This window comes from Curvibacter sp. GW821-FHT01G03 (assembly GCF_059422285.1).
In genome coordinates, this window is the sequence record NZ_JBWKWP010000005.1 from 123,727 (window position 1) to 141,490 (window position 17,764).

At 65.4% G+C, this 17,764-nt stretch carries 14 protein-coding genes; 7 read left to right on the top strand and 7 right to left on the bottom strand.

Features of this window, described 5'->3' with window-relative positions:
* The first annotated feature begins 19 nt into the window (after nt 1-19).
* The 3 genes from alaS to AC07VS_RS08420 all read left to right on the top strand — a co-directional run bounded on the left by alaS (nt 20) and on the right by AC07VS_RS08420 (nt 5,185).
* Nucleotides 20-2,641 (top strand): alanine--tRNA ligase, encoded by a 2,622-nt coding sequence (gene alaS, locus AC07VS_RS08410; RefSeq protein ID WP_494750699.1) that lies wholly within the window; start codon nt 20-22, stop codon nt 2,639-2,641.
* Between the two features lie 180 nt (nt 2,642-2,821).
* Nucleotides 2,822-3,928: an ABC transporter substrate-binding protein gene (locus AC07VS_RS08415; RefSeq protein ID WP_492349094.1), complete on the top strand. Its 1,107-nt coding sequence runs from the start codon at nt 2,822-2,824 to the stop codon at nt 3,926-3,928.
* Between the two features lie 6 nt (nt 3,929-3,934).
* Complete coding sequence (locus AC07VS_RS08420) at nt 3,935-5,185, top strand: sensor domain-containing diguanylate cyclase (protein ID WP_492349093.1); 1,251 nt, start codon at nt 3,935-3,937, stop codon at nt 5,183-5,185.
* A gap of 49 nt (nt 5,186-5,234) precedes the next feature.
* On the opposite strand, the gene AC07VS_RS08425 is transcribed toward AC07VS_RS08420, so the two are convergent.
* On the bottom strand, nt 5,235-6,005 hold the full coding sequence (locus tag AC07VS_RS08425; RefSeq protein ID WP_494750700.1) for a class II aldolase/adducin family protein: 771 nt from the start codon (nt 6,003-6,005) through the stop codon (nt 5,235-5,237).
* A gap of 192 nt (nt 6,006-6,197) precedes the next feature.
* Here AC07VS_RS08425 and AC07VS_RS08430 point away from each other — a divergent pair, with 192 nt between their 5' ends.
* Nucleotides 6,198-9,224: a bifunctional diguanylate cyclase/phosphodiesterase gene (locus tag AC07VS_RS08430; RefSeq protein WP_494750701.1), complete on the top strand. Its 3,027-nt coding sequence runs from the start codon at nt 6,198-6,200 to the stop codon at nt 9,222-9,224.
* A 46-nt stretch (nt 9,225-9,270) separates the two neighbouring features.
* Here AC07VS_RS08430 and AC07VS_RS08435 read toward each other — a convergent pair whose 3' ends face one another.
* The 5 genes from AC07VS_RS08435 to AC07VS_RS08455 form a co-directional block, all read right to left on the bottom strand.
* Complete coding sequence (locus tag AC07VS_RS08435; RefSeq protein WP_494750702.1) at nt 9,271-10,293, bottom strand: GGDEF domain-containing protein; 1,023 nt, start codon at nt 10,291-10,293, stop codon at nt 9,271-9,273.
* A 284-nt stretch (nt 10,294-10,577) separates the two neighbouring features.
* A complete protein-coding gene (trmB, locus tag AC07VS_RS08440; protein ID WP_494750703.1) occupies nt 10,578-11,360 on the bottom strand; it encodes a tRNA (guanosine(46)-N7)-methyltransferase TrmB in 783 nt (260 codons plus the stop codon).
* Between the two features lie 88 nt (nt 11,361-11,448).
* Nucleotides 11,449-12,360 (bottom strand): tRNA glutamyl-Q(34) synthetase GluQRS, encoded by a 912-nt coding sequence (gluQRS, locus tag AC07VS_RS08445; RefSeq protein ID WP_494750704.1) that lies wholly within the window; start codon nt 12,358-12,360, stop codon nt 11,449-11,451.
* A gap of 50 nt (nt 12,361-12,410) precedes the next feature.
* Nucleotides 12,411-13,508: an NAD(P)/FAD-dependent oxidoreductase gene (locus AC07VS_RS08450; RefSeq protein WP_494750705.1), complete on the bottom strand. Its 1,098-nt coding sequence runs from the start codon at nt 13,506-13,508 to the stop codon at nt 12,411-12,413.
* 139 nt (nt 13,509-13,647) lie between these two features.
* Nucleotides 13,648-14,607, bottom strand: a complete 960-nt coding sequence (locus tag AC07VS_RS08455; RefSeq protein WP_494656189.1) for a LysR family transcriptional regulator — start codon at nt 14,605-14,607, stop codon at nt 13,648-13,650.
* Between the two features lie 99 nt (nt 14,608-14,706).
* Between AC07VS_RS08455 and AC07VS_RS08460 the strand changes: the two genes are divergently transcribed.
* The 3 genes from AC07VS_RS08460 to AC07VS_RS08470 all read left to right on the top strand — a co-directional run bounded on the left by AC07VS_RS08460 (nt 14,707) and on the right by AC07VS_RS08470 (nt 16,961).
* The gene (locus AC07VS_RS08460; protein ID WP_494750706.1) at nt 14,707-15,411 is read left to right on the top strand and encodes a pirin family protein; all 705 of its coding nucleotides are present in this window, start codon (nt 14,707-14,709) and stop codon (nt 15,409-15,411) included.
* A gap of 41 nt (nt 15,412-15,452) precedes the next feature.
* The gene (locus tag AC07VS_RS08465) at nt 15,453-16,007 is read left to right on the top strand and encodes a flavodoxin family protein (RefSeq protein WP_492349084.1); all 555 of its coding nucleotides are present in this window, start codon (nt 15,453-15,455) and stop codon (nt 16,005-16,007) included.
* A 69-nt stretch (nt 16,008-16,076) separates the two neighbouring features.
* Nucleotides 16,077-16,961: a pirin family protein gene (locus tag AC07VS_RS08470; RefSeq protein WP_494750707.1), complete on the top strand. Its 885-nt coding sequence runs from the start codon at nt 16,077-16,079 to the stop codon at nt 16,959-16,961.
* A gap of 51 nt (nt 16,962-17,012) precedes the next feature.
* On the opposite strand, the gene AC07VS_RS08475 is transcribed toward AC07VS_RS08470, so the two are convergent.
* Nucleotides 17,013-17,759: a sulfurtransferase gene (locus tag AC07VS_RS08475; protein WP_494750708.1), complete on the bottom strand. Its 747-nt coding sequence runs from the start codon at nt 17,757-17,759 to the stop codon at nt 17,013-17,015.
* Nucleotides 17,760-17,764 lie beyond the last annotated feature (5 nt).

Consider the following 17,764-nt stretch of genomic DNA (forward strand, 5'->3'; position numbering starts at 1 on the left):
AACCCTCTCTTTGCACCCCATGAGCACACCTATCACCGTCGCCCAGATTCGCAAGACCTTCCTCGATTTCTTCGCCTCCAAGGGGCACACCGTGGTGGCGTCGAGCTCGCTGGTGCCGGGCAACGACCCGACGCTGATGTTCACCAACTCAGGCATGGTGCAGTTCAAGGACGTGTTCCTGGGCACCGACAAGCGCCCCTATGTGCGTGCGGCTTCGGTTCAGGCCTGCCTGCGTGCCGGCGGCAAGCACAACGACCTGGAAAACGTGGGCTACACCGCCCGCCACCACACCTTTTTCGAGATGCTGGGCAACTGGAGCTTTGGCGACTACTTCAAGCGTGAGTCGCTGAAGTGGGCCTGGGAACTGTTGACCGAGGTCTACAAGCTGCCGGCCGACAAGCTGTGGGCCACGGTCTACATCGACGACGATGAGGCCTACGACATCTGGACGAAGGAAATCGGCCTGCCGCCCGAGCGTGTGGTGCGCATTGGCGACAACAAAGGCGCCAAGTACGCTTCTGACAACTTCTGGATGATGGCCGACACCGGCCCCTGCGGTCCCTGCAGCGAGATCTTCTTCGACCACGGCCCCGAAATCCCGGGCGGCCCTCCGGGCAGCCCCGACGCCGATGGCGACCGCTACATCGAGATCTGGAACAACGTGTTCATGCAGTTCGACATGCAGCCCGATGGCTCGGTCAAGCCGCTGCCGGCCCCCTGCGTGGACACGGGCATGGGCCTGGAGCGCCTGGCCGCCATCCTGCAGCACGTGCACAGCAACTACGAGATCGACATCTTCGACACGCTGATCAAGGCGGCCTCGCGCGAAACCGGCGAGAAAGACCTGGACAACAAGAGCCTGCGCGTGATCGCCGACCACATCCGTGCCACCGCCTTCCTGGTCAGCGACGGCGTGATCCCCTCCAACGAAGGCCGCGGCTACGTGCAGCGCCGCATCGTGCGCCGCGCCATCCGCCATGGCTACAAGCTGGGCCAGAAGACCCCGTTTTTCCACAAGCTCGTCAAAGACCTGGTGGTGCTGATGGGCGATGCCTACCCCAAGCTCAAAACCGATGAGGCCCGCATCACCGAGGTGCTGAAGGCCGAGGAAGAGCGCTTCTTCGAAACCCTGGCCAACGGCATGGAAATCCTGGACGCCGCCCTGGCCGATGGCAGCAAGACCCTGCCGGGCGAGGTGGCCTTCAAGCTGCACGACACCTATGGCTTCCCGCTCGACCTGTCGGCTGATGTGTGCCGTGAACGTGACGTGGCCGTCGATGAAGACGGCTTCAAGCTGGCCATGGACAAGCAAAAGGCCCAGGCCCGTGCTGCCGGCAAGTTCAAGATGGATCGCGCCCTGGAGTACACCGGCGCTGGCAACACCTTTGTGGGCTACGAGCAGCTCGAAGCCGCTGCCAAGGTGGTGGCCCTGTACGTGGATGGCACCCCGGCTGCCGAACTCAAGGCCGGCCAGACCGGTGTGGTCGTGCTGGACACCACCCCCTTCTACGCCGAAAGCGGTGGTCAGGTGGGCGATGAAGGCGTGATCCGCAGCGGCTCGGCCATGTTCGCCGTGGGCGACACCCTGAAGATCAAGGCCGATGTGTTCGGTCACCATGGCACGCTGGAATCCGGCACGCTGGCGGTGGGCGACCACGTGACGGCTGCCGTGAACACCGCTGTGCGCGCTGCCACCATGCGCAACCACTCGGTCACCCACCTCATGCACAAGGCCTTGCGCGAAGTGCTGGGCGACCACGTGCAACAGAAGGGTTCGCTGGTCAATGCCGATCGCACCCGCTTCGACTTTGCGCACAACGCCCCCGTGACCGATGCACAGATCCGCGCCATCGAAGCCCAGGTGAACGCCGAAATTCTCGCCAATGCCCCCACCCAGGCCCGCGTGATGGACATCGAATCGGCCCAAAAGACTGGCGCCATGATGCTGTTCGGTGAAAAGTATGGTGAAACCGTGCGTGTGCTCGACATCGGCAGCAGCCGTGAACTGTGCGGCGGCACCCACGTGCAGCGCACCGGCGACATCGGCCTGTTCAAGGTGGTGGCTGAAAGCGGCGTGGCGGCGGGTGTGCGGCGGATTGAAGCCGTCACCGGTGTCAATGCATTGACCTACCTGCAAGGCCTCGAAGCCACGGTGCAGCAGGCCGCTGGCACGCTGAAGGCGCCGGCAGCCGAGCTGCAAGGCCGCATCACCCAGGTGCTGGACCAGGTCAGGACGCTTGAAAAGGAAGTGGCTGCGCTCAAGGGCAAGCTGGCTTCCTCGCAAGGCGACGAGTTGATGGGGCAGGCGGTGGACGTCAAGGGCATCAAGGTGCTGGCCGCCTTGCTCGATGGCGCCGATGCCAAAACCCTGCGCGAGACCCTGGACAAGCTCAAGGACAAGCTCAAGACCGCCGCCATCGTGCTGGCTGCCGTGGACGGTGGCAAGGTGCAGTTGGCGGCCGGCGTCACGGCCGACAGCGTTGGCAAGGTCAAGGCGGGTGAGTTGGTCAACTTTGTGGCCCAGCAAGTGGGCGGCAAGGGGGGCGGCAAACCCGACATGGCCATGGCGGGGGGCACGGATGCCTCCGGCCTGGCCAAGGCCCTGGCCTCGGTGCAGGGCTGGGTGGCCGAGCGCGCCTGACGCGGGGCTTCTGTGCAGGGGGCGGGCTTTGCCCCCGACTGAGGCACGCCCTGGATGGGGCTTGTCCGGTGGCGGTGGCCGCGCTCAAGTTGATAATGCGGCCCATGGCCCTGGGCCACCTGTCCCCTTGCAAGCCCTTCGCCCCGTGCCAACTGGGTTGACTTCTTCTGGATCCCTGTTGTGAGTGCCGCGCTGAATCGACTCTTTCTGTTGTTCACGATGACCTTGGGCCTGGTGGGTCCGGCCCAGGCTTTGTCGGTGGCCTTCATCAACCCGGGGCGCAGCAACGAGGCCTATTGGGTCGCCGCAGCCTCTGCCATGGTGCAGGCGGCACGCAGCCTCGACCTGCAGCTGGAGGTGCGCTATGCCGAGCGGGACCACCTCAAAACGTTGGAGATTGCAGCGTCTCTGGCGGCCCGGCCGGCGGCCCAGAGGCCTGACTATGTGATTTTCTCCAACGACTACGCTACCGGCCCGGAGATTCTTCGGCTGCTGAACGGCTCGGGTATCAAGGCCATGATGGCCTTCAGCGGCATTCATGGTGCAGACCGTCGCACCACCGGTGGTCCTCGCGAGAAATACGATTTCTGGCTGGGGACGCTGGAGCCCCGCGCCGAAGACGCGGGCTACCTCACGGCAAAAACCTTGATCGAGAAAGGTCGCCGCGCCCAGCTGAGAGGGGCGGACGGCCTGCTGCATGTGATTGCCATCGCTGGCGACCGCTCCACGCCCAGTTCGGCGGCCCGCAATGCCGGCCTGCAGCGCGCCCTGGCCGAGGCCTCGGATGTGGTGCTGGACCAGATCGTTTACGCCAATTGGAGTCGCGAAACCGCCTTGACCAAGTCGCGTTGGCTGGTGCGCCGCCACCCGGATGCCCGGTTGGTGTGGGCGGGCAGTGACCAGATGGCCTTTGGTGCCATGCAGGCCTGGCGTGAGCATGCCGACGTGCCGGGCAAGGATGTGCTGTTCAGTGGTGTCAACACCTCCACAGAAGCCCTCAATGCGGTGCGTTCGGGCGAGCTTTCTGCTCTGGCGGGTGGGCATTTCATGGCCGGGGCCTGGGCGCTGGTCATGATCTACGACCATGCCAAGGGCCATGACTTTGCCAAGACCGAGGGGTTGGAGATGGTGGTGCCCATGTTCATCCTGTTCACCCCCCCCTTGGCCGAGCGCTTTCTGCAGCGTTTTGCGGGCGATGGTGGGGCGTTGGATTTCAGGCGCTACAGCCTGGCGCTGAATCCGCGCCTGGTCCATTACGATTTTGATGTAGGCGACCTGTTACGCTAAGCCGACATGTCTTTGAACCAGCCTTATTACCGTTCGATTGCCGCCACGCTGATCCGGCGCATCGTGGTGCTGGCCGGGCTTTGCCTGCTGGCCATGACCTTGCTTCAGGCGGGTCTGGCCTATCGCAGCAGTCAGTCACAGGTGGAGCACGCGGTCAGCGAGATTGCCGACAACAGCCTGCCGATGCTGTCGCTGTCGTTGTGGGACATCGAGCCCGAGGTGATCCAGCGCCAGATGAACTGGTTGGCGGGCCTGCCCGAAATCGGGCGTGCCCGGGTGTTGGCCAGCACGGGCCAGATTTTTGAGGCTGGCGCGTTGTCGGCCGAGGTGGGCGGCGACACACCGCCGACCCACACGCTCGAGATCGCGTCGCCCCAGGGCGGCAAGGCAGTGGGCCAATTGCAACTGTGGGTGGATCCCAGCTACCTTTACCAACAGATTCTGGCCAATACCCTCACCATCGCCGCCGGTTATGGCGTCTTCACCGCCTTGCTGTGCCTGGTCGTGGCCTGGATGTTGCGGCGAGACCTGCAGCAGCCGCTGCAGCAGATTGCGCGTTTTGCGTCCGAGCTCAAGCCACAGGAAATCTCGCGTCCCCTGGTGCTGGACCGTGCCAGCAGCGATCATCTGGACGAGATCGATCTCGTGACCCAGGGCTTTCGCCAGCTCCAGGGCGAGCTGCAAAGCCACATTGCCAACCTCGATGGCCTGGTGGCCGAGCGCACCCAGCAGCTGGAGAAGTTGATTGGCGAGGTGCACCGGCTGTCGATCACGGATGCGCTGACCGGGTGTTTCAATCGGCGCGTGATCGAGGAGCGCCTGCCCTCCGAGATCGAGCGGGCGCGGCGCTATGGCCGGCCGCTGTCAGTGATCTTTGCCGACATCGACCATTTCAAGGTCATCAACGATACCCATGGCCATGCGGCGGGCGACGCCGTGCTGCGCGACTTTGGCACCTTGCTGCGGGGGCAACTGCGCAGCCAGGTGGATTGGGTGGCCCGCTATGGGGGCGAGGAGTTTCTGATCGTTCTGCCTGAAAGCGATCTGGTGGACGCGCGCCAGGCGGCAGAGCGATTGCGTGAACGGGTGGGCGAGCAACCCGCCCTCTGGGAGGGCATGGTGATCCCCCGGACAGCCAGCTTCGGCGTTGCCCAGTGCGGGCCGGACGAGGGTGTGGCTGACCTGCTGGCACGCGCTGATGCCATGCTCTACCACGCCAAGAGCGAAGGGCGAGACCGCGTCGAAGTGAGCGGGTGACGCCGCCCCCGCCCGGGGCTGCGGCAGGACCGCGTTGCCTGGGGCGCTCTCAGGTCTTGTAGCCGGGGTCCAGTCGCTCCAGCTTGCGCAGCAGCGATGGCCAGACAAATTGGCCACCCAGGCCACTGGTTTGCACCTTCATCGCGTGCGCCACGCCGTCGAGGATGGTGGGGTTGACCGAGATCACTTCGCCGCCACCCGCCAGGGCATCGATCTGGATCCGGCAGGTGTTCTCGAAGGTGTACATGGCCAAAAACGCCTCAGGAATGTTGCGCCCCACGGTCAGGAGCCCATGGTTGCGCAACACCAGGTAGTTGGCGGTGCCCAGGTCGGCCTGCAGACGGGTCTTTTCATCGTCGCGGATCGCCACCCCTTCGTAGTCGTGGTAGGCCAGCGAACTCAGCACAAACGTGGATTGCTGGCTCAGCGGCAGAATGCCGTGCTTCTGTGCGCTCACGCCCACACCGGCGCGGGTGTGGGTGTGCAGCACACAGCCCGCCTCGGGGCGGGCCTCATGGATGGCGCTGTGGATCACGAAGCCCGCCGGGTTGACCGGGAAGGGGCTGTCGTGCAGCTTGTTGCACTGCATGTCCACCTTGACCAGGCTGGAGGCGGTGATTTCATCAAACATCAGCCCGTAGGGGTTGATCAAAAACTGGTGTTCATCGCCCGCCACCGAGCTGGGCAGCTTGGCGCTGATGTGGGTGAAGACCAGGTCGCTCCAGCCGTAGGCCGCCACCAGGCGGTAACAGGCGGCCAGATCGACGCGCAGCTGCCACTCTTCGACGCTGACCTGCTGCTGCAGTGAGGGGATGTTCATGCTGTCTCCTGAAAGGGGGATCGAATGCGGGGTGGGGTGCCGCATCTTGCCCCACGCAGGCGCCGCCCCATGTCAAGGATTTGACACGGCATGGGCCATTGCGGCGCCAGCGGCAAGGGTGGAGCTTGACGGGCATCAATGTGGTGACCTACCCCGTCCCTAGAATCCGCCCTTGGCCCCCCCAAATCGACCATGCTTCGCCCCATCACTTCCCGCTGGCTGTTGCTGATGGCCCTGTGTCTGGCACTGACCATGGCGGGTCTGTCGGTGCATTGGGCGCGCACGGATCTGCGTGAAACCTGGGGGCGCGTGGCAGAGCACGATGCCCGCGTCCTGACCCAACTGGGCGAGGAGCTGGGGCGCCATGTGAGCCTGGGTGACCGTGTGTTGGGGGCCTTGCGCGATGACTGGCAGGACCCTGGTCTGCAGAAACTGGCACCGGAGTGGCGCCAGCGTCTGTTGTTCAAACGGCTCACGGGTGAACCGGTATTTGCCGCCACCCTGGTACTGGACCGTGCCGGCCGCGCCGTGGCCGACAGCGCGGGCCTGGTGCCCCGCCTCGTCACGGCGACCCAGCGTGACTATTTTCAGGCGCAATGGCATGCGGACCGCGATGCGCTCTACATCAGCCATCCCTTTGTCAGTCAGATCAAGAAGATTTCTTCGCTGGCCCTGAGCCGGCGACTGCAGGATGAAGAGGGGCATTTTGCCGGTGTGGCGGTGGGCCTGGTTCCGCTGGCCCATTGGCAGGGGCTGCTGGACAAGGCCGACCTCGGCGGCGACTCGCTGCTTTGGCTGGAGCACCGCGATGGCACCTACCTGGCCGGGGCGATTGGCCCAGGGGGGGCCTCGCTCAGTGGCAGCCTGAACTGGCCGGAACAGGGGCCACAAGGGCCGGCGCCGGCCGGCAGCTTCCGCTCGGATCTGGCGGGTGACGGTGCACCCCGCCTGGTCAGCTACCTGCAGGTTGGCGATGCGCCCCTGCGCCTGGTGCTGATGCGCCCTGTGGGGGCGGTCGAGTCGGCCTGGTGGCAGCGGGTTGCCAGCACCGGGGGGGTGACGCTGGTCCTGGTGGCCGGTTGTCTGGGGTTGGTGCTGCTGTTCGAGCGCGAATTGCGCCATCGTCAGCAGGTGTCGCAACTGCTGGCCCACGCCGAAGGGCATCTGCGCACCATCGTCAACCACCTGCCGTCGCTGGTCAGCTATTGGGACCGCGACCTGCGCAACCTGTTTGCCAACCACCTGCACCGCGACCTCTTCGGTCTTCTGCCTGAGGTCTTGCGGGGACAGACCCTGCCTGATGTGGTGGGACCGGCCCTGATGCATCGCTACGGGCCGTACATCAAGTTGGCTCTGGCGGGCGAGGCGCAGACTTTTGAGTGGCCGGTCAAGCTGCCCGGGGGGCTGCTGCGCACCTTGCTGGTGTCCTTGGCGCCGGATCTCCGCGAGGGCCGGGTCGCGGGCATTTTTGCCCAGCTCATGGACATCACCGATCGCAAGCAGGCCGAGAGCCAGGTCTTCGAAGAGAAGGAGCGTTTCAGGGTCACGCTGAGTTCGATCGGGGACGCCGTGATCACGGTCGATGTGGCGGGTCGGGTGACCTACCTCAACCCGGTGGCCGAGATGATGACCGACTGGCGCCTGGATCTGGCGCGGGGCGAGCCGGTGGAGGCGGTGATGCCCATCGTCAACTCGGTCGATGGCAGTCCCTTGCGAAACCCGGTGCGGCTCGCCCTGGAGCTTCAGGACACGGTCGGGCTGGCCGCCGACACGTCCTTGGTCCGGCGGGATGGGCAACGATTTGACATCGAGGACTCTGCCTCACCGATCAAGGACCGGCACGGTGAAATCATCGGTGCGGTGATGGTGTTTCATGATGTCAGTGAGATGCGCTCCATGGCCATCCGCATGGCCCACCTGGCCCAGCACGATGCCTTGACCGGTTTGCCCAACCGGCTGATGTTGTACGACCGGGCCGAACAGGCTATTTTGCTGGCTCAGCGCGAGCAAGAGCAGGTGGCGGTGATGTACCTGGATCTGGACCGCTTCAAGACCGTCAACGACTCGCTGGGTCATGAGGTGGGTGACCGCCTGCTGGTGGATTTTGCGCGGCGCCTGTCGGGGGCCATGCGCCATTCCGACACCCTGAGCCGACAGGGGGGGGATGAGTTCGTGATCCTGCAGACCGGTCTGAAAGATGGGGCCCAGGCCGGCCACCTGGCCCGCAAGCTGCTGCGCCTGTGCAGCGAGCCTTTTGTGGTGCAGGGCCGGGAGCTGAATGTGTCGGTGACGATCGGCATTGCCTTGTTTCCGGCCGACGGCAACAGCTTCGATGAACTGGCCAAGCACGCCGATGCGGCCCTTTATGCGGCCAAGAATGCAGGCCGCAACCGCTTCCATTACTTCACGCGTGAACTGGGGGTGGCCGCCCATCAGCGGTTGCAGCAGGAACAGGCACTGAAGGCGGCTCTCGGGCATGGCGAGATCTTTCTTGAGTACCAACCCAAGGTCGATTTCAGTGCGGACCAAGTCGTGGGCGTGGAGGCCCTGGCGCGCTGGTGCTGGTCTGGGCAGCGGGTGTCGCCGGCCCAGTTCATTCCGCTGGCCGAAGAAAGTGGTCAGATCATCGAGATCGGGCGCCACATTCTGCGCACCGCCTGTGAAGAGGCCAGCCGTCTTTGCGGGCTCGGACTGTTGCGCGCCCCCATGGCGGTCAATGTGTCGGTCCGGCAGTTGGCCGACCCCAGCTTTGTGAGCGAGGTGCAGCAGGTGCTGAAAAGCACCGGACTGCCGCCGGCCCTGCTGGAGATCGAAGTCACCGAGAGCGGCTTGATGCAGAACATGGAGGCCATGGCCGGCGTGCTGCATGCGCTCAAGGCGCTGGGCCTGCGCATTGCGATTGATGACTTCGGCACGGGCTATTCCAGCCTGGCCTACCTGGCCACCCTGCCGGTGGATGTGCTGAAAATCGACAAATCGTTTGTGGATGACTACCAGGCCAGCCCGAAGAACATGGCCATCATCACCGCCATCATCGATCTGGCGCACCACTTGCAACTGGAGGTCATCGCCGAAGGGGTGGAGAGCCGCGAGCAGGCCGATTTTCTGGTGGCGTTCGGCTGCTGCAGCATGCAAGGCTATTACTTCAGCCGGCCGGTCTCGGCCTCGGATCTGCAAGCCTGGTGTGAGGCCCGTGCCAGCGTCGCGCTGCCGGCCTAGGCCTTGCGCGACGGCAGCGATCGGCTCTGCGTTCTGCAGCGGCCGTTCAGAACAGCTCGACTTCGTCGTGGGCCTGCGTTTGCTTCTTCAACTGGCCTGAGCCGATGAGTTCGTCGTAATGGCAGACCTGGTTGCGGCCGTGCTCCTTGGCGAAATAGAGCGCCTGGTCTGCGTGCCCCAGGATCTCGACCGCAGACCCTTCGTGGGTACTGACGAAACCCACGCTGACGGTGACGCGCCCGACCTGCGGAAAGTCATGGTGCTCCACGGCCTGGCGAAAGCGGTTGAAGATCTGCCGTGCGGTGGCCAGCGTGGCGGAGCGCAGCAGGATCACAAATTCCTCGCCACCAAAGCGGAAAATCCGATCCTGGGCCCGGAAGGACGCCCGCAACAGGTTGGCCATCAGGATCAGCACCTCGTCGCCGTACAGGTGACCGAAACGGTCGTTGACCTGTTTGAAGTGGTCAATGTCCACCACGGCCAGCCAATGACGGGGGCTGTCTTCATCGTTGGCCTCTGCCGCGCCATTGGCGGCTGGGCTGTGGGCGGGACGGGAGAACTCGGCGTCAAAGGTCTTGCGGTTGAACAAGCCGGTCAGTGCATCGCGCTCGCTGTAGTCGAGCAGGCTCTGGTAGTTGCGGTAGACGTGAAAGATGCCATGGATCACGTTCAGGGTGTCCTGGGCAAAGGGGCTGTCGTTGCGGATCTCCAGGCAGGCCACCACCTTCTCCTGCAGCCACACCGGCAGCCACAGCTCATGCTCCCCGCTGGAAGAGCGCTCTTCCCGACCGGCAGATTTTTCGGCGATGCAGGCGGCCAAGGCCGGGTAGGCCATCAGAGGCAGGCGCGGAATGTCGGCGTGCTGAGGGTCTTCGATGGATTGGAGTGCCCCCTCGCTGATCCAGGCCTTGGGCCGCACGTGGGTCTCTTCACCAATGGTCACCACCTCCAGGGCGCGAACCTCTTTCACATTGCCCAACTGATGCAAGGCCGAGATGACCGAGATCTCCAGGCGGGCGTGATCTCGATGACCCGTGATCTCGACCAGATGCTGCAAAAGTGGATTCATTGTCAAAACCGGTTGCACACAAGGGGAAATGACGAGTTCGAGCCGGGCCGAATGAGGCGGATCCGTTTCAATCCCGGCAGAAGATGGATGAGGCGCGATGGTAGCCAGTTTTTGTAAAAGCACGCTTGTGCGGTGCTGGGCTGTCCTGAGAATTGTTTGATTTCAGACAGTTTTGTCGCATAAATGCAGCAGACCCGGGCCTTGGGCAGGCGTTGGGGTCACTGCCTCGCCCGCCAGCGCCTGGGGCCAGCCCCAGGGGCGAACCGCTCCGGTCACGGGGGCTGTCACGGGGTCTTTTCGAACACCAGATCCCAGACGCCATGCCCCAGACGCAGGCCACGGCGCTCGAATTTGGTCTCGGGCCGGTAGGCTGGGCGATCAGCGTAGCCACCGGCGGCCTGGCGATTGCGCAACAGAGGCTCGGCACCCAGTACCTCCAGCATCTGCTCGGCATAGGGCTGCCAGTCGGTGGCGCAATGCAGGTAACCGCCGGGGCGCAGCCGGGCGGCCAATTTGGCCACCAGCGGCGCTTGGATCAAGCGTCGCTTGTTGTGCTTGGTCTTGTGCCAAGGGTCGGGAAAGAAGATGTGCACGCCTTCGAGCACGCCATGAGGCAGCATGTTGTCGATCACCTCGACCGCGTCGTGCTGCAGGATGCGGATGTTGCTCAGTCCGCGCTCACCCACCTGCTTGAGCAGGGCACCCACTCCGGGTTCATGCACTTCGCAGCACAGAAAGTGCGTGTCAGGCATCAGGGCTGCAATGTGGGCCGTGGCGTCGCCCATGCCGAAGCCGATCTCCAGCACCACCGGGCCCGGCGCGCCAAAGGCTTCGCTCAGGTCCAGTGGCGCGGCGCGGTAGGGCAGGATGAAGCGGGGGCCTAGCAACTCAAAGGCCTTGGCCTGTCCGGTGGTGGTGCGGCCGGCGCGCCGCACAAAGCTCTTGATGGTCTTGGGGAAGGCCACGCCGGCAGGGGCGCCGGTCGGCTGGGCGTCAGAGGCCGTGCCAGACGGTTCGTCCACTGGGGCGGGGGCCACGGGGGCGGTGTGTTCTTGGTGTTCTTGCATGATGTCGGGGTTTCAGGCGCTGGGCCAGGCGGCCGGGTGGCGCCAAATGGAGTGAGATTGTAGGCAAGCGGGCGCCTTGTGGGCTCATTCAGGCCCAGCGCGCCCGCCACAGGCCGGTCCATTGGGTCAGTTGATCGCTGATGCTGGCGTCGGGCGCGGTTGCATGCCGCAAATCCAGGGCCGCGGCAGCTTGGCGCAGAGCGGCCAGGCAGGCGGCTGGGCTTGACGTGTCGATGGCTGGCGCCCCATGCTGCTTGGACAGTTTCTCACCCCGTGCGTCCAGCACCAGCGGGGTGTGCAGGTAACGCGGCGTGGGCAGGTTCAGCGCGTGTTGCAGCAGGATCTGGCGCGCCGTGTTGTCGCACAGGTCGGCGCCGCGCACGATGTCGGTCACGCCCTGGGCCGCATCGTCCACGACCACGGCCAACTGGTAGGCCCACAGGCCATCGGCGCGCTGGAGCACGAAGTCGCCCACTTCGGCCGCCACATCCTGGATCTGGGGCCCCAGCCGCCGGTCCTGCCAGCGCAGGGCGGTGGCCCCGGGGATCTGCCCCACGGCCAAACGCCAGGCCCGCACGGGGCGGCCTTGGCGGCCCTGGCGGCAGGTGCCCGGGTAGACGGCTTGCTGGTGCCTTGCCCGCTGCAGGCCTTGGGCCAGCAGGGCGGCCTCGATCTCCTTGCGGGTGCAGGCACAGCCATAGGCCAGGCCCGCCTGGATCAGGGTCTGCAGGGCGCTGGCGTACAGCGCATGGCGTTGGGATTGCCAGACCGGTGGCTGATCGGGGTGCAGGCCGCAGGCCGCCAATTGTTGCAGCAGGTGTTGGTCAGCGCCCGGGCTGCAGCGCGGTGGGTCGATGTCTTCGATGCGAACCAGCCACTGCCCGCCATGGGCACGGGCGTCAAGCCAGCTGGCCAGGGCCGCGACCAGTGAGCCCGCGTGCAGCGGGCCGGTGGGGGAGGGGGCAAAGCGGCCGGTGTAGCCGCCAAGTGGCAGAGGCATGGCAGAGGCATGGCAGGCGAGGGCGGCCATGGCCGCCCGGGGGGGGCAGGTCAGCTCAGCGAGAGCGCCAGGCTCAGGCCGGACACGAAGGCGTCTTCGACCCGGTGGCCCAGGCACCAGTCGCCGCACAGTCCGACGCCATTGGCCGGGTCCCAAAGGTGGGTCTGACCCAGGGGCTTGAGCGTTTTGGCGTGCTTCCAGCGTTTGAGTGCGATGTGGCTGGGCTCGGCATGGATGCCCGTGATGTCGACAAAGGCGCGGTGCAGTTTGCCCTGCACACGCTCGGCGCTGTCGTCCAGGTGTTCGCTTGACCAGACATCGCTGGCCTGGACGGTCCAGCGCTCGATCTGGCTGCGCCCGGGCTTGGATGATTCGCGTGCCAGCCAGGCGATGCGGTGGTGGGTGCTGCGGGCCGCGTTCCATTGCGGGCCCAAGGTGGTCAGGCCCGGCTGCACCGCCTGCGGGAAGGCCAGCATCAGGGTCCAGCAGGGGGCGATGTTCACGGGCTGCAAGGCTTCGACCAGGGCATTGGCGCTGGGCACTGCGGCCAGCAGTTCGGCCGCCTGGGGGGCCGGCAGGGCCAGCAGCACGGCGTCAAAGCCGGCATGGACCTGGCTGCTGCCGTCGTCGCCAGCGGTGTGCAGTTGCCAGCGTTGGGGTTGCAGGGTGTCGCGCTGCAGGGCGCTGACGCGGGTCTGCGTGAGCAGGCGGCCCTGGGCTTGCAAGGGCGCGGCCCAGTCACTCACCAGGCGGTTCATGGCCGGTACACCCACCCAATGGGGTTCGGGGTGGGGCAGGCTGGGGGAGCTGACCTGGCCATGCTCATCGAGCACGCGCACGGCATTGGCGCTCCAGCGGCGGGCAGCGTTGGGGGCGGTGGCCAGGGCCAGCTCAAAGCGGGGATCGCGCACCGTGAAGTACTGGGCTCCGGTGTCGAAACTGCCAAAGGCCGACTCGGTGCTGGCCATGCGGCCGCTGACGCCCGCGCTCTTCTCGAACACGGTGACGTCGTGACCCGCCTGGGCCAGGGTACGGGCGCAGGTGATGCCGGCCATGCCGGCGCCGACGATGGCAATGCGTTGGGGCACCAGTGTGGGTGAGGCCGGCTTCTTGCGCGGGCCGGTCGAGCTGCGAGGACGTTTTGCCATGCTGGGTCTCCGATCAATGAGGACGTCACAAAGCCTAACCCAATTGGCGGGCGCTCCGGACGAGTTGGATCAGCGTTTTGTGTTGCAGGCTTCAGGGCTTTCCCGCCCCTGGGAGCGTCAGCACGTTCCTGGCCCGGCCTCAGCGCACGACAGGGCGAGGCTGTTCCAGCAACGCTTGCCGGGTGGCGGCCGACTCCAGGCGATCCAGCCACCATTGCAGCGCCCGCCCCGGACGTTGGCCCGGGCTGGCCCGCCAGGCATAGCCGCAGCGGACCGTGCGCGCTGCCCGCTCCAGGGGCTTGTGGATCAGCATGCCTGCTTCGAGGTAGTTTCGCACCATGGATTCGGGCAGAAAGCCCGCACCCAGCCCGCGCAGCTGGGCTTCGACCTTGGCCTGCATGGTGGGCACCGTGAAAACATCCTGGCCGGGCAGCAGGTTGACGGTCATGCCCCGGCCACGCTGACTGGAGTCGGCGACGGCAACTGCTCTGTGTTGACGAATCAGGTCGTCGCACAGGGGCTCTTCGATCTTGGCCAGGGGGTGGTGCGGGGCCACCACATACAGGAAGTGCATCACCCCCAGCTCACGCTGCTGGATGTCAGTGGGGGTAGAGCCATCCATCACCACGCCGACGGCCAGGTCGGCATGCCCCAGCACCACAGCCTGCAAGGTGCCGGTCATGATCTCGTCACGGATGCGCAGCCGTGTCGGCGGGTTGAGCTGGAAGAAGTCGCCGGTCAGCTCCAGCAGGGTGCTGCGGGTGATCACGCCGTCGGCGGCCAGGGTGAACTGGGGTTCCCACCCCGTGGCCACGCGCTTGACACGGTTGGCCACGGCATCGATCTCGTCCAGCAGGCGCTCCCCTTCGCGCAGCAGTTCCTGCCCCGCCTCGGTCAGGCGGGCCTGGCGGCTGCTGCGGTCAAACAGCAGCACGTCCAATGCGTCTTCGATGGCACGCACCCGGTAGGTGAGGGCGCTGGGGACCAGGTTGAGTTGCCGCGCCGCCGCAGCAAAGCTGCCGCTCTGGGCGATTTCCTTCAACATGCCCAGGGCATCGGGGGTCAGGACATCGCGGGCCGTGGGGGTCGTGGAGGGCATGGCCAACGTCGATTCAAAAAAAATGAATGATGCCATCAATCACCGCGCATGGCAGAACGCGGGGCGGGCCCTAAAGTTCAGCTTCAGGAGATGCACACCATGCTCAGCATTCGCAAATCAGGGGAACGAGGTTATGCCGATCACGGCTGGCTGAAGTCCTTCCACAGTTTCTCTTTTGCCGGCTACCACGATCCGCGCCACATGGGCTGGGGCAACCTGCGGGTGATCAACGAAGACCGCATTGCGCCCGGCACTGGTTTCGGTACCCATGGCCACCGTGACATGGAAATCATCAGCTACGTGCTGAGTGGCGAGTTGGCCCACCAGGACAGCATGGGCCACGTCAAGGGCATCCGGCCTGGCGAGGTGCAGCGCATGAGCGCCGGACGCGGTGTGACCCACAGCGAGTTCAACCACGCCCCGGGCCAGACGACCCACTTTCTGCAGATCTGGATCCTGCCCGACGTGCAGGGCATCGAGCCTGGCTACGAGCAGAAGGCATTCTCAGACGCCGACAAGCGCGGTCGCCTGCGCCTGGTGGCATCGGCCGATGGCGCCGACGGCTCGGTGCGCCTCCATGCCGATGCCAGCCTGTACGCCGGCCTGTTCGACGGGGAGGCCGAACAGGCCACCCTGGCGCTGCGCACGGGTCGCAAGGCGTATGTGCACTTGGTTCGCGGGCAGTTGCAGGCCAACGGCCAGTGCCTGGAGGGCGGCGATGCGCTGCTGCTGGAGCACGAGAGCCAACTCTTCCTCCGTCACGGTCGCGATGCCGAAGTGCTGGTGTTTGAACTGGCGCCCTGAGCGGGCGTCAGAATCCGTTTTTCTCAACCAAGGAGTCTTTCATGGCAAAAGTCGTTGTTGTTTTCCACTCGGGTTATGGTCACACCCTGCGCATGGCGCAATCCGTGGCCGAAGGCGCCGGCGCCACCCTGCTGCCCATCGACGCCGAGGGCAACCTGCCCGAAGGCGGCTGGGACACCCTGAACGCCGCGGACGCCATCGTCCTGGGCTCGCCCACCTACATGGGCTCGGTCAGCTGGCAGTTCAAGAAGTTTGCCGACGCCAGCTCCAAGGCCTGGTTCACCCAAGCTTGGAAGGACAAGCTTTTCGCCGGCTTCACCAACAGTGCCTCGCTGAATGGCGACAAGCAAAGCACCCTGCAATACCTGATGACCCTGGCCATGCAGCATGGCGGTGTCTGGGTGGGCCTGGGTTTGTTGCCCAGCAACAGCAAGGCGGCCCAGCGCAACGACTCGAACGTGCTCGGTGCTTCGCTTGGCGCCATGGCCCAGAGCCCCTCGGACTGCTCGCCCGCCGAAATGCTGCCGGGTGACCTGGAAGGGGCCAAGGCGTTCGGCGCCCGCGTGGCCGCCACGGCAGCCCGCCTCGCCAAATAATCGAAGGGGCCTGGGGCCTGCTGCCCGGTGGGTGCAGGCCTCCCATTTATTTCGCAAGGAGCACCGCCCATGACGTCCTGGACCCTGATTTCGCCCCACACCAAAGACCTGGGTGGCGGCTTCCTGGTGCGCCGGGCCTTGCCGGCAGCGCAGCGGCAGGCCGTGGGGCCTTTTCTGTTCTTCGACCACTTCGGGCCGGTGCAGGTGCAGCCTGCCGATCAGTTTGACGTGCGCCCCCATCCGCACATCGGTCTGGCCACGGTGACCTACCTGTTTGAAGGGGCGCAGATCCACCGCGACAACCTGGGCTTCGAGCAACGCATCGAGCCCGGTGCGATCAACTGGATGACGGCCGGCCGGGGCATTGTGCATTCGGAACGCCGCCCGCCTGACCTGACGGACCAGTCCTATGCCATGCATGGCTTGCAGCTGTGGGTGGCCTTGCCCGAAGCGCTGGAAGACGTGGCGCCGAGCTTTGTCCATACCCCGGCCGAGGCGCTGCCTGAAATTCAATACCCCGGCGTCCAGGTGCGGGTGCTGGTGGGTGAGGCCTTTGGTCACCGCTCACCGGTGCAGACTTTGTCGCCCACGCTGTACCTCGATGTGCAGATGGCGCCTGGTGCGACCTTGCACCTGCCCTTGCTGGCCCAGGAGCAGGCCTTGTACGTGGTGCAGGGCGGCTTGCTGGCCGACGAGCAGGCCTTGCCTTTGCAGCAGTTGGTGCTGCCGCAGGGCTCGCTGGATCTGAAGGCCGGCCCTGAGGGCTGTCGCTGGGTCTTGGTGGGCGGCCAGCCCCTGGGCCATCGAAACATCCGCTGGAACTTTGTCTCGACGTCCAAGGCCCGCATCGAGCAGGCCGAGCAGGACTGGGCTCAGGGGCGCGCAGAGGCCGGCATGGGGCAGGTGCCCGGCGAGACCGAGCGCATCGATCTGCCGGTGCGTCCCGGCCACTGAGCCGGAAATCGAAGGGGGCAGGGGCCTTGGCCCCAGGCCCCTGGAGCGGGCTCAGCGCAGCGGCGACAGGTCCGGCGCCAGCGCTTCGCGCTCGTCAAACACAAAGCAGCTGCCTTGGTAATGGGCGCCGTCGGTTTCCTCGAAGTACTTGAGGATGCCGCCTTCGAGCTGATAGACATGGGGCAGGCCTTCCTCGCGCATCAGGATGGCGGCCTTTTCGCACCGGATGCCGCCGGTGCAGAAGCTCACCACGGTCTTGTCCTGCAGTTCAGCTTTGTGGGCACGCAAGGCGTCTGGAAATTCGGTGAACTTTTGGATGCGCCAGTCGACCGCGCCTTCAAACGTGCCGTGGTCCACTTCGAAGGCATTGCGGGTGTCCAGGGTGACCACGGGCCTACCTTCATCGTCATGGCCTTGTTCCAGCCAACGGCGCACTGTGGCCGGCATGACGGCGGGGGCCCGACCTTCGGCAGGGCGGATGGTGGGGTGGTTCATGCGGATGATCTCGCGCTTGACCTTGACCAGCATCTTGCGAAACGGCTGGTGGTCTGACCAGCTCTCCTTGGGCGCCAGATCGGACAGGCGCGGATCTTGGCGCAGGGTGTTGACCACCTCGCGCACAGCCTCAGCGGGCCCGGCCAGGAAGAAGTTGATGCCTTCCTCGGCCAGCAGGATGGTGCCGCGCAACGCCAGGCGTTGGGTCTGCTCGGCCAGTTGATCGCGGAGTGTGGCCGCATCAGGCAGCGGCACAAACTTGTAGCAGGAGATGTTGAGGACGGGGGTGTTCACGGCGCGCATTGTAG

Bases quoted from the DNA above. Each gene is read 5' to 3' on its own strand.
- AC07VS_RS08460 (WP_494750706.1), top strand. From the start codon at position 14,707: ATGCTCAGCATTCGCAAATCAGGGGAACGAGGTTATGCCGATCACGGC.
- AC07VS_RS08465 (WP_492349084.1), top strand. From the start codon at position 15,453: ATGGCAAAAGTCGTTGTTGTTTTCCACTCGGGTTATGGTCACACCCTG.
- trmB (WP_494750703.1), bottom strand. From the start codon at position 11,360: ATGCAAGAACACCAAGAACACACCGCCCCCGTGGCCCCCGCCCCAGTG.
- AC07VS_RS08450 (WP_494750705.1), bottom strand. From the start codon at position 13,508: ATGGCAAAACGTCCTCGCAGCTCGACCGGCCCGCGCAAGAAGCCGGCC.
- gluQRS (WP_494750704.1), bottom strand. From the start codon at position 12,360: ATGCCTCTGCCACTTGGCGGCTACACCGGCCGCTTTGCCCCCTCCCCC.
- AC07VS_RS08475 (WP_494750708.1), bottom strand. From the start codon at position 17,759: ATGCGCGCCGTGAACACCCCCGTCCTCAACATCTCCTGCTACAAGTTT.
- AC07VS_RS08425 (WP_494750700.1), bottom strand. From the start codon at position 6,005: ATGAACATCCCCTCACTGCAGCAGCAGGTCAGCGTCGAAGAGTGGCAG.
- AC07VS_RS08430 (WP_494750701.1), top strand. From the start codon at position 6,198: ATGCTTCGCCCCATCACTTCCCGCTGGCTGTTGCTGATGGCCCTGTGT.
- AC07VS_RS08420 (WP_492349093.1), top strand. From the start codon at position 3,935: ATGTCTTTGAACCAGCCTTATTACCGTTCGATTGCCGCCACGCTGATC.
- AC07VS_RS08470 (WP_494750707.1), top strand. From the start codon at position 16,077: ATGACGTCCTGGACCCTGATTTCGCCCCACACCAAAGACCTGGGTGGC.
- AC07VS_RS08455 (WP_494656189.1), bottom strand. From the start codon at position 14,607: ATGCCCTCCACGACCCCCACGGCCCGCGATGTCCTGACCCCCGATGCC.
- AC07VS_RS08435 (WP_494750702.1), bottom strand. From the start codon at position 10,293: ATGAATCCACTTTTGCAGCATCTGGTCGAGATCACGGGTCATCGAGAT.
- alaS (WP_494750699.1), top strand. From the start codon at position 20: ATGAGCACACCTATCACCGTCGCCCAGATTCGCAAGACCTTCCTCGAT.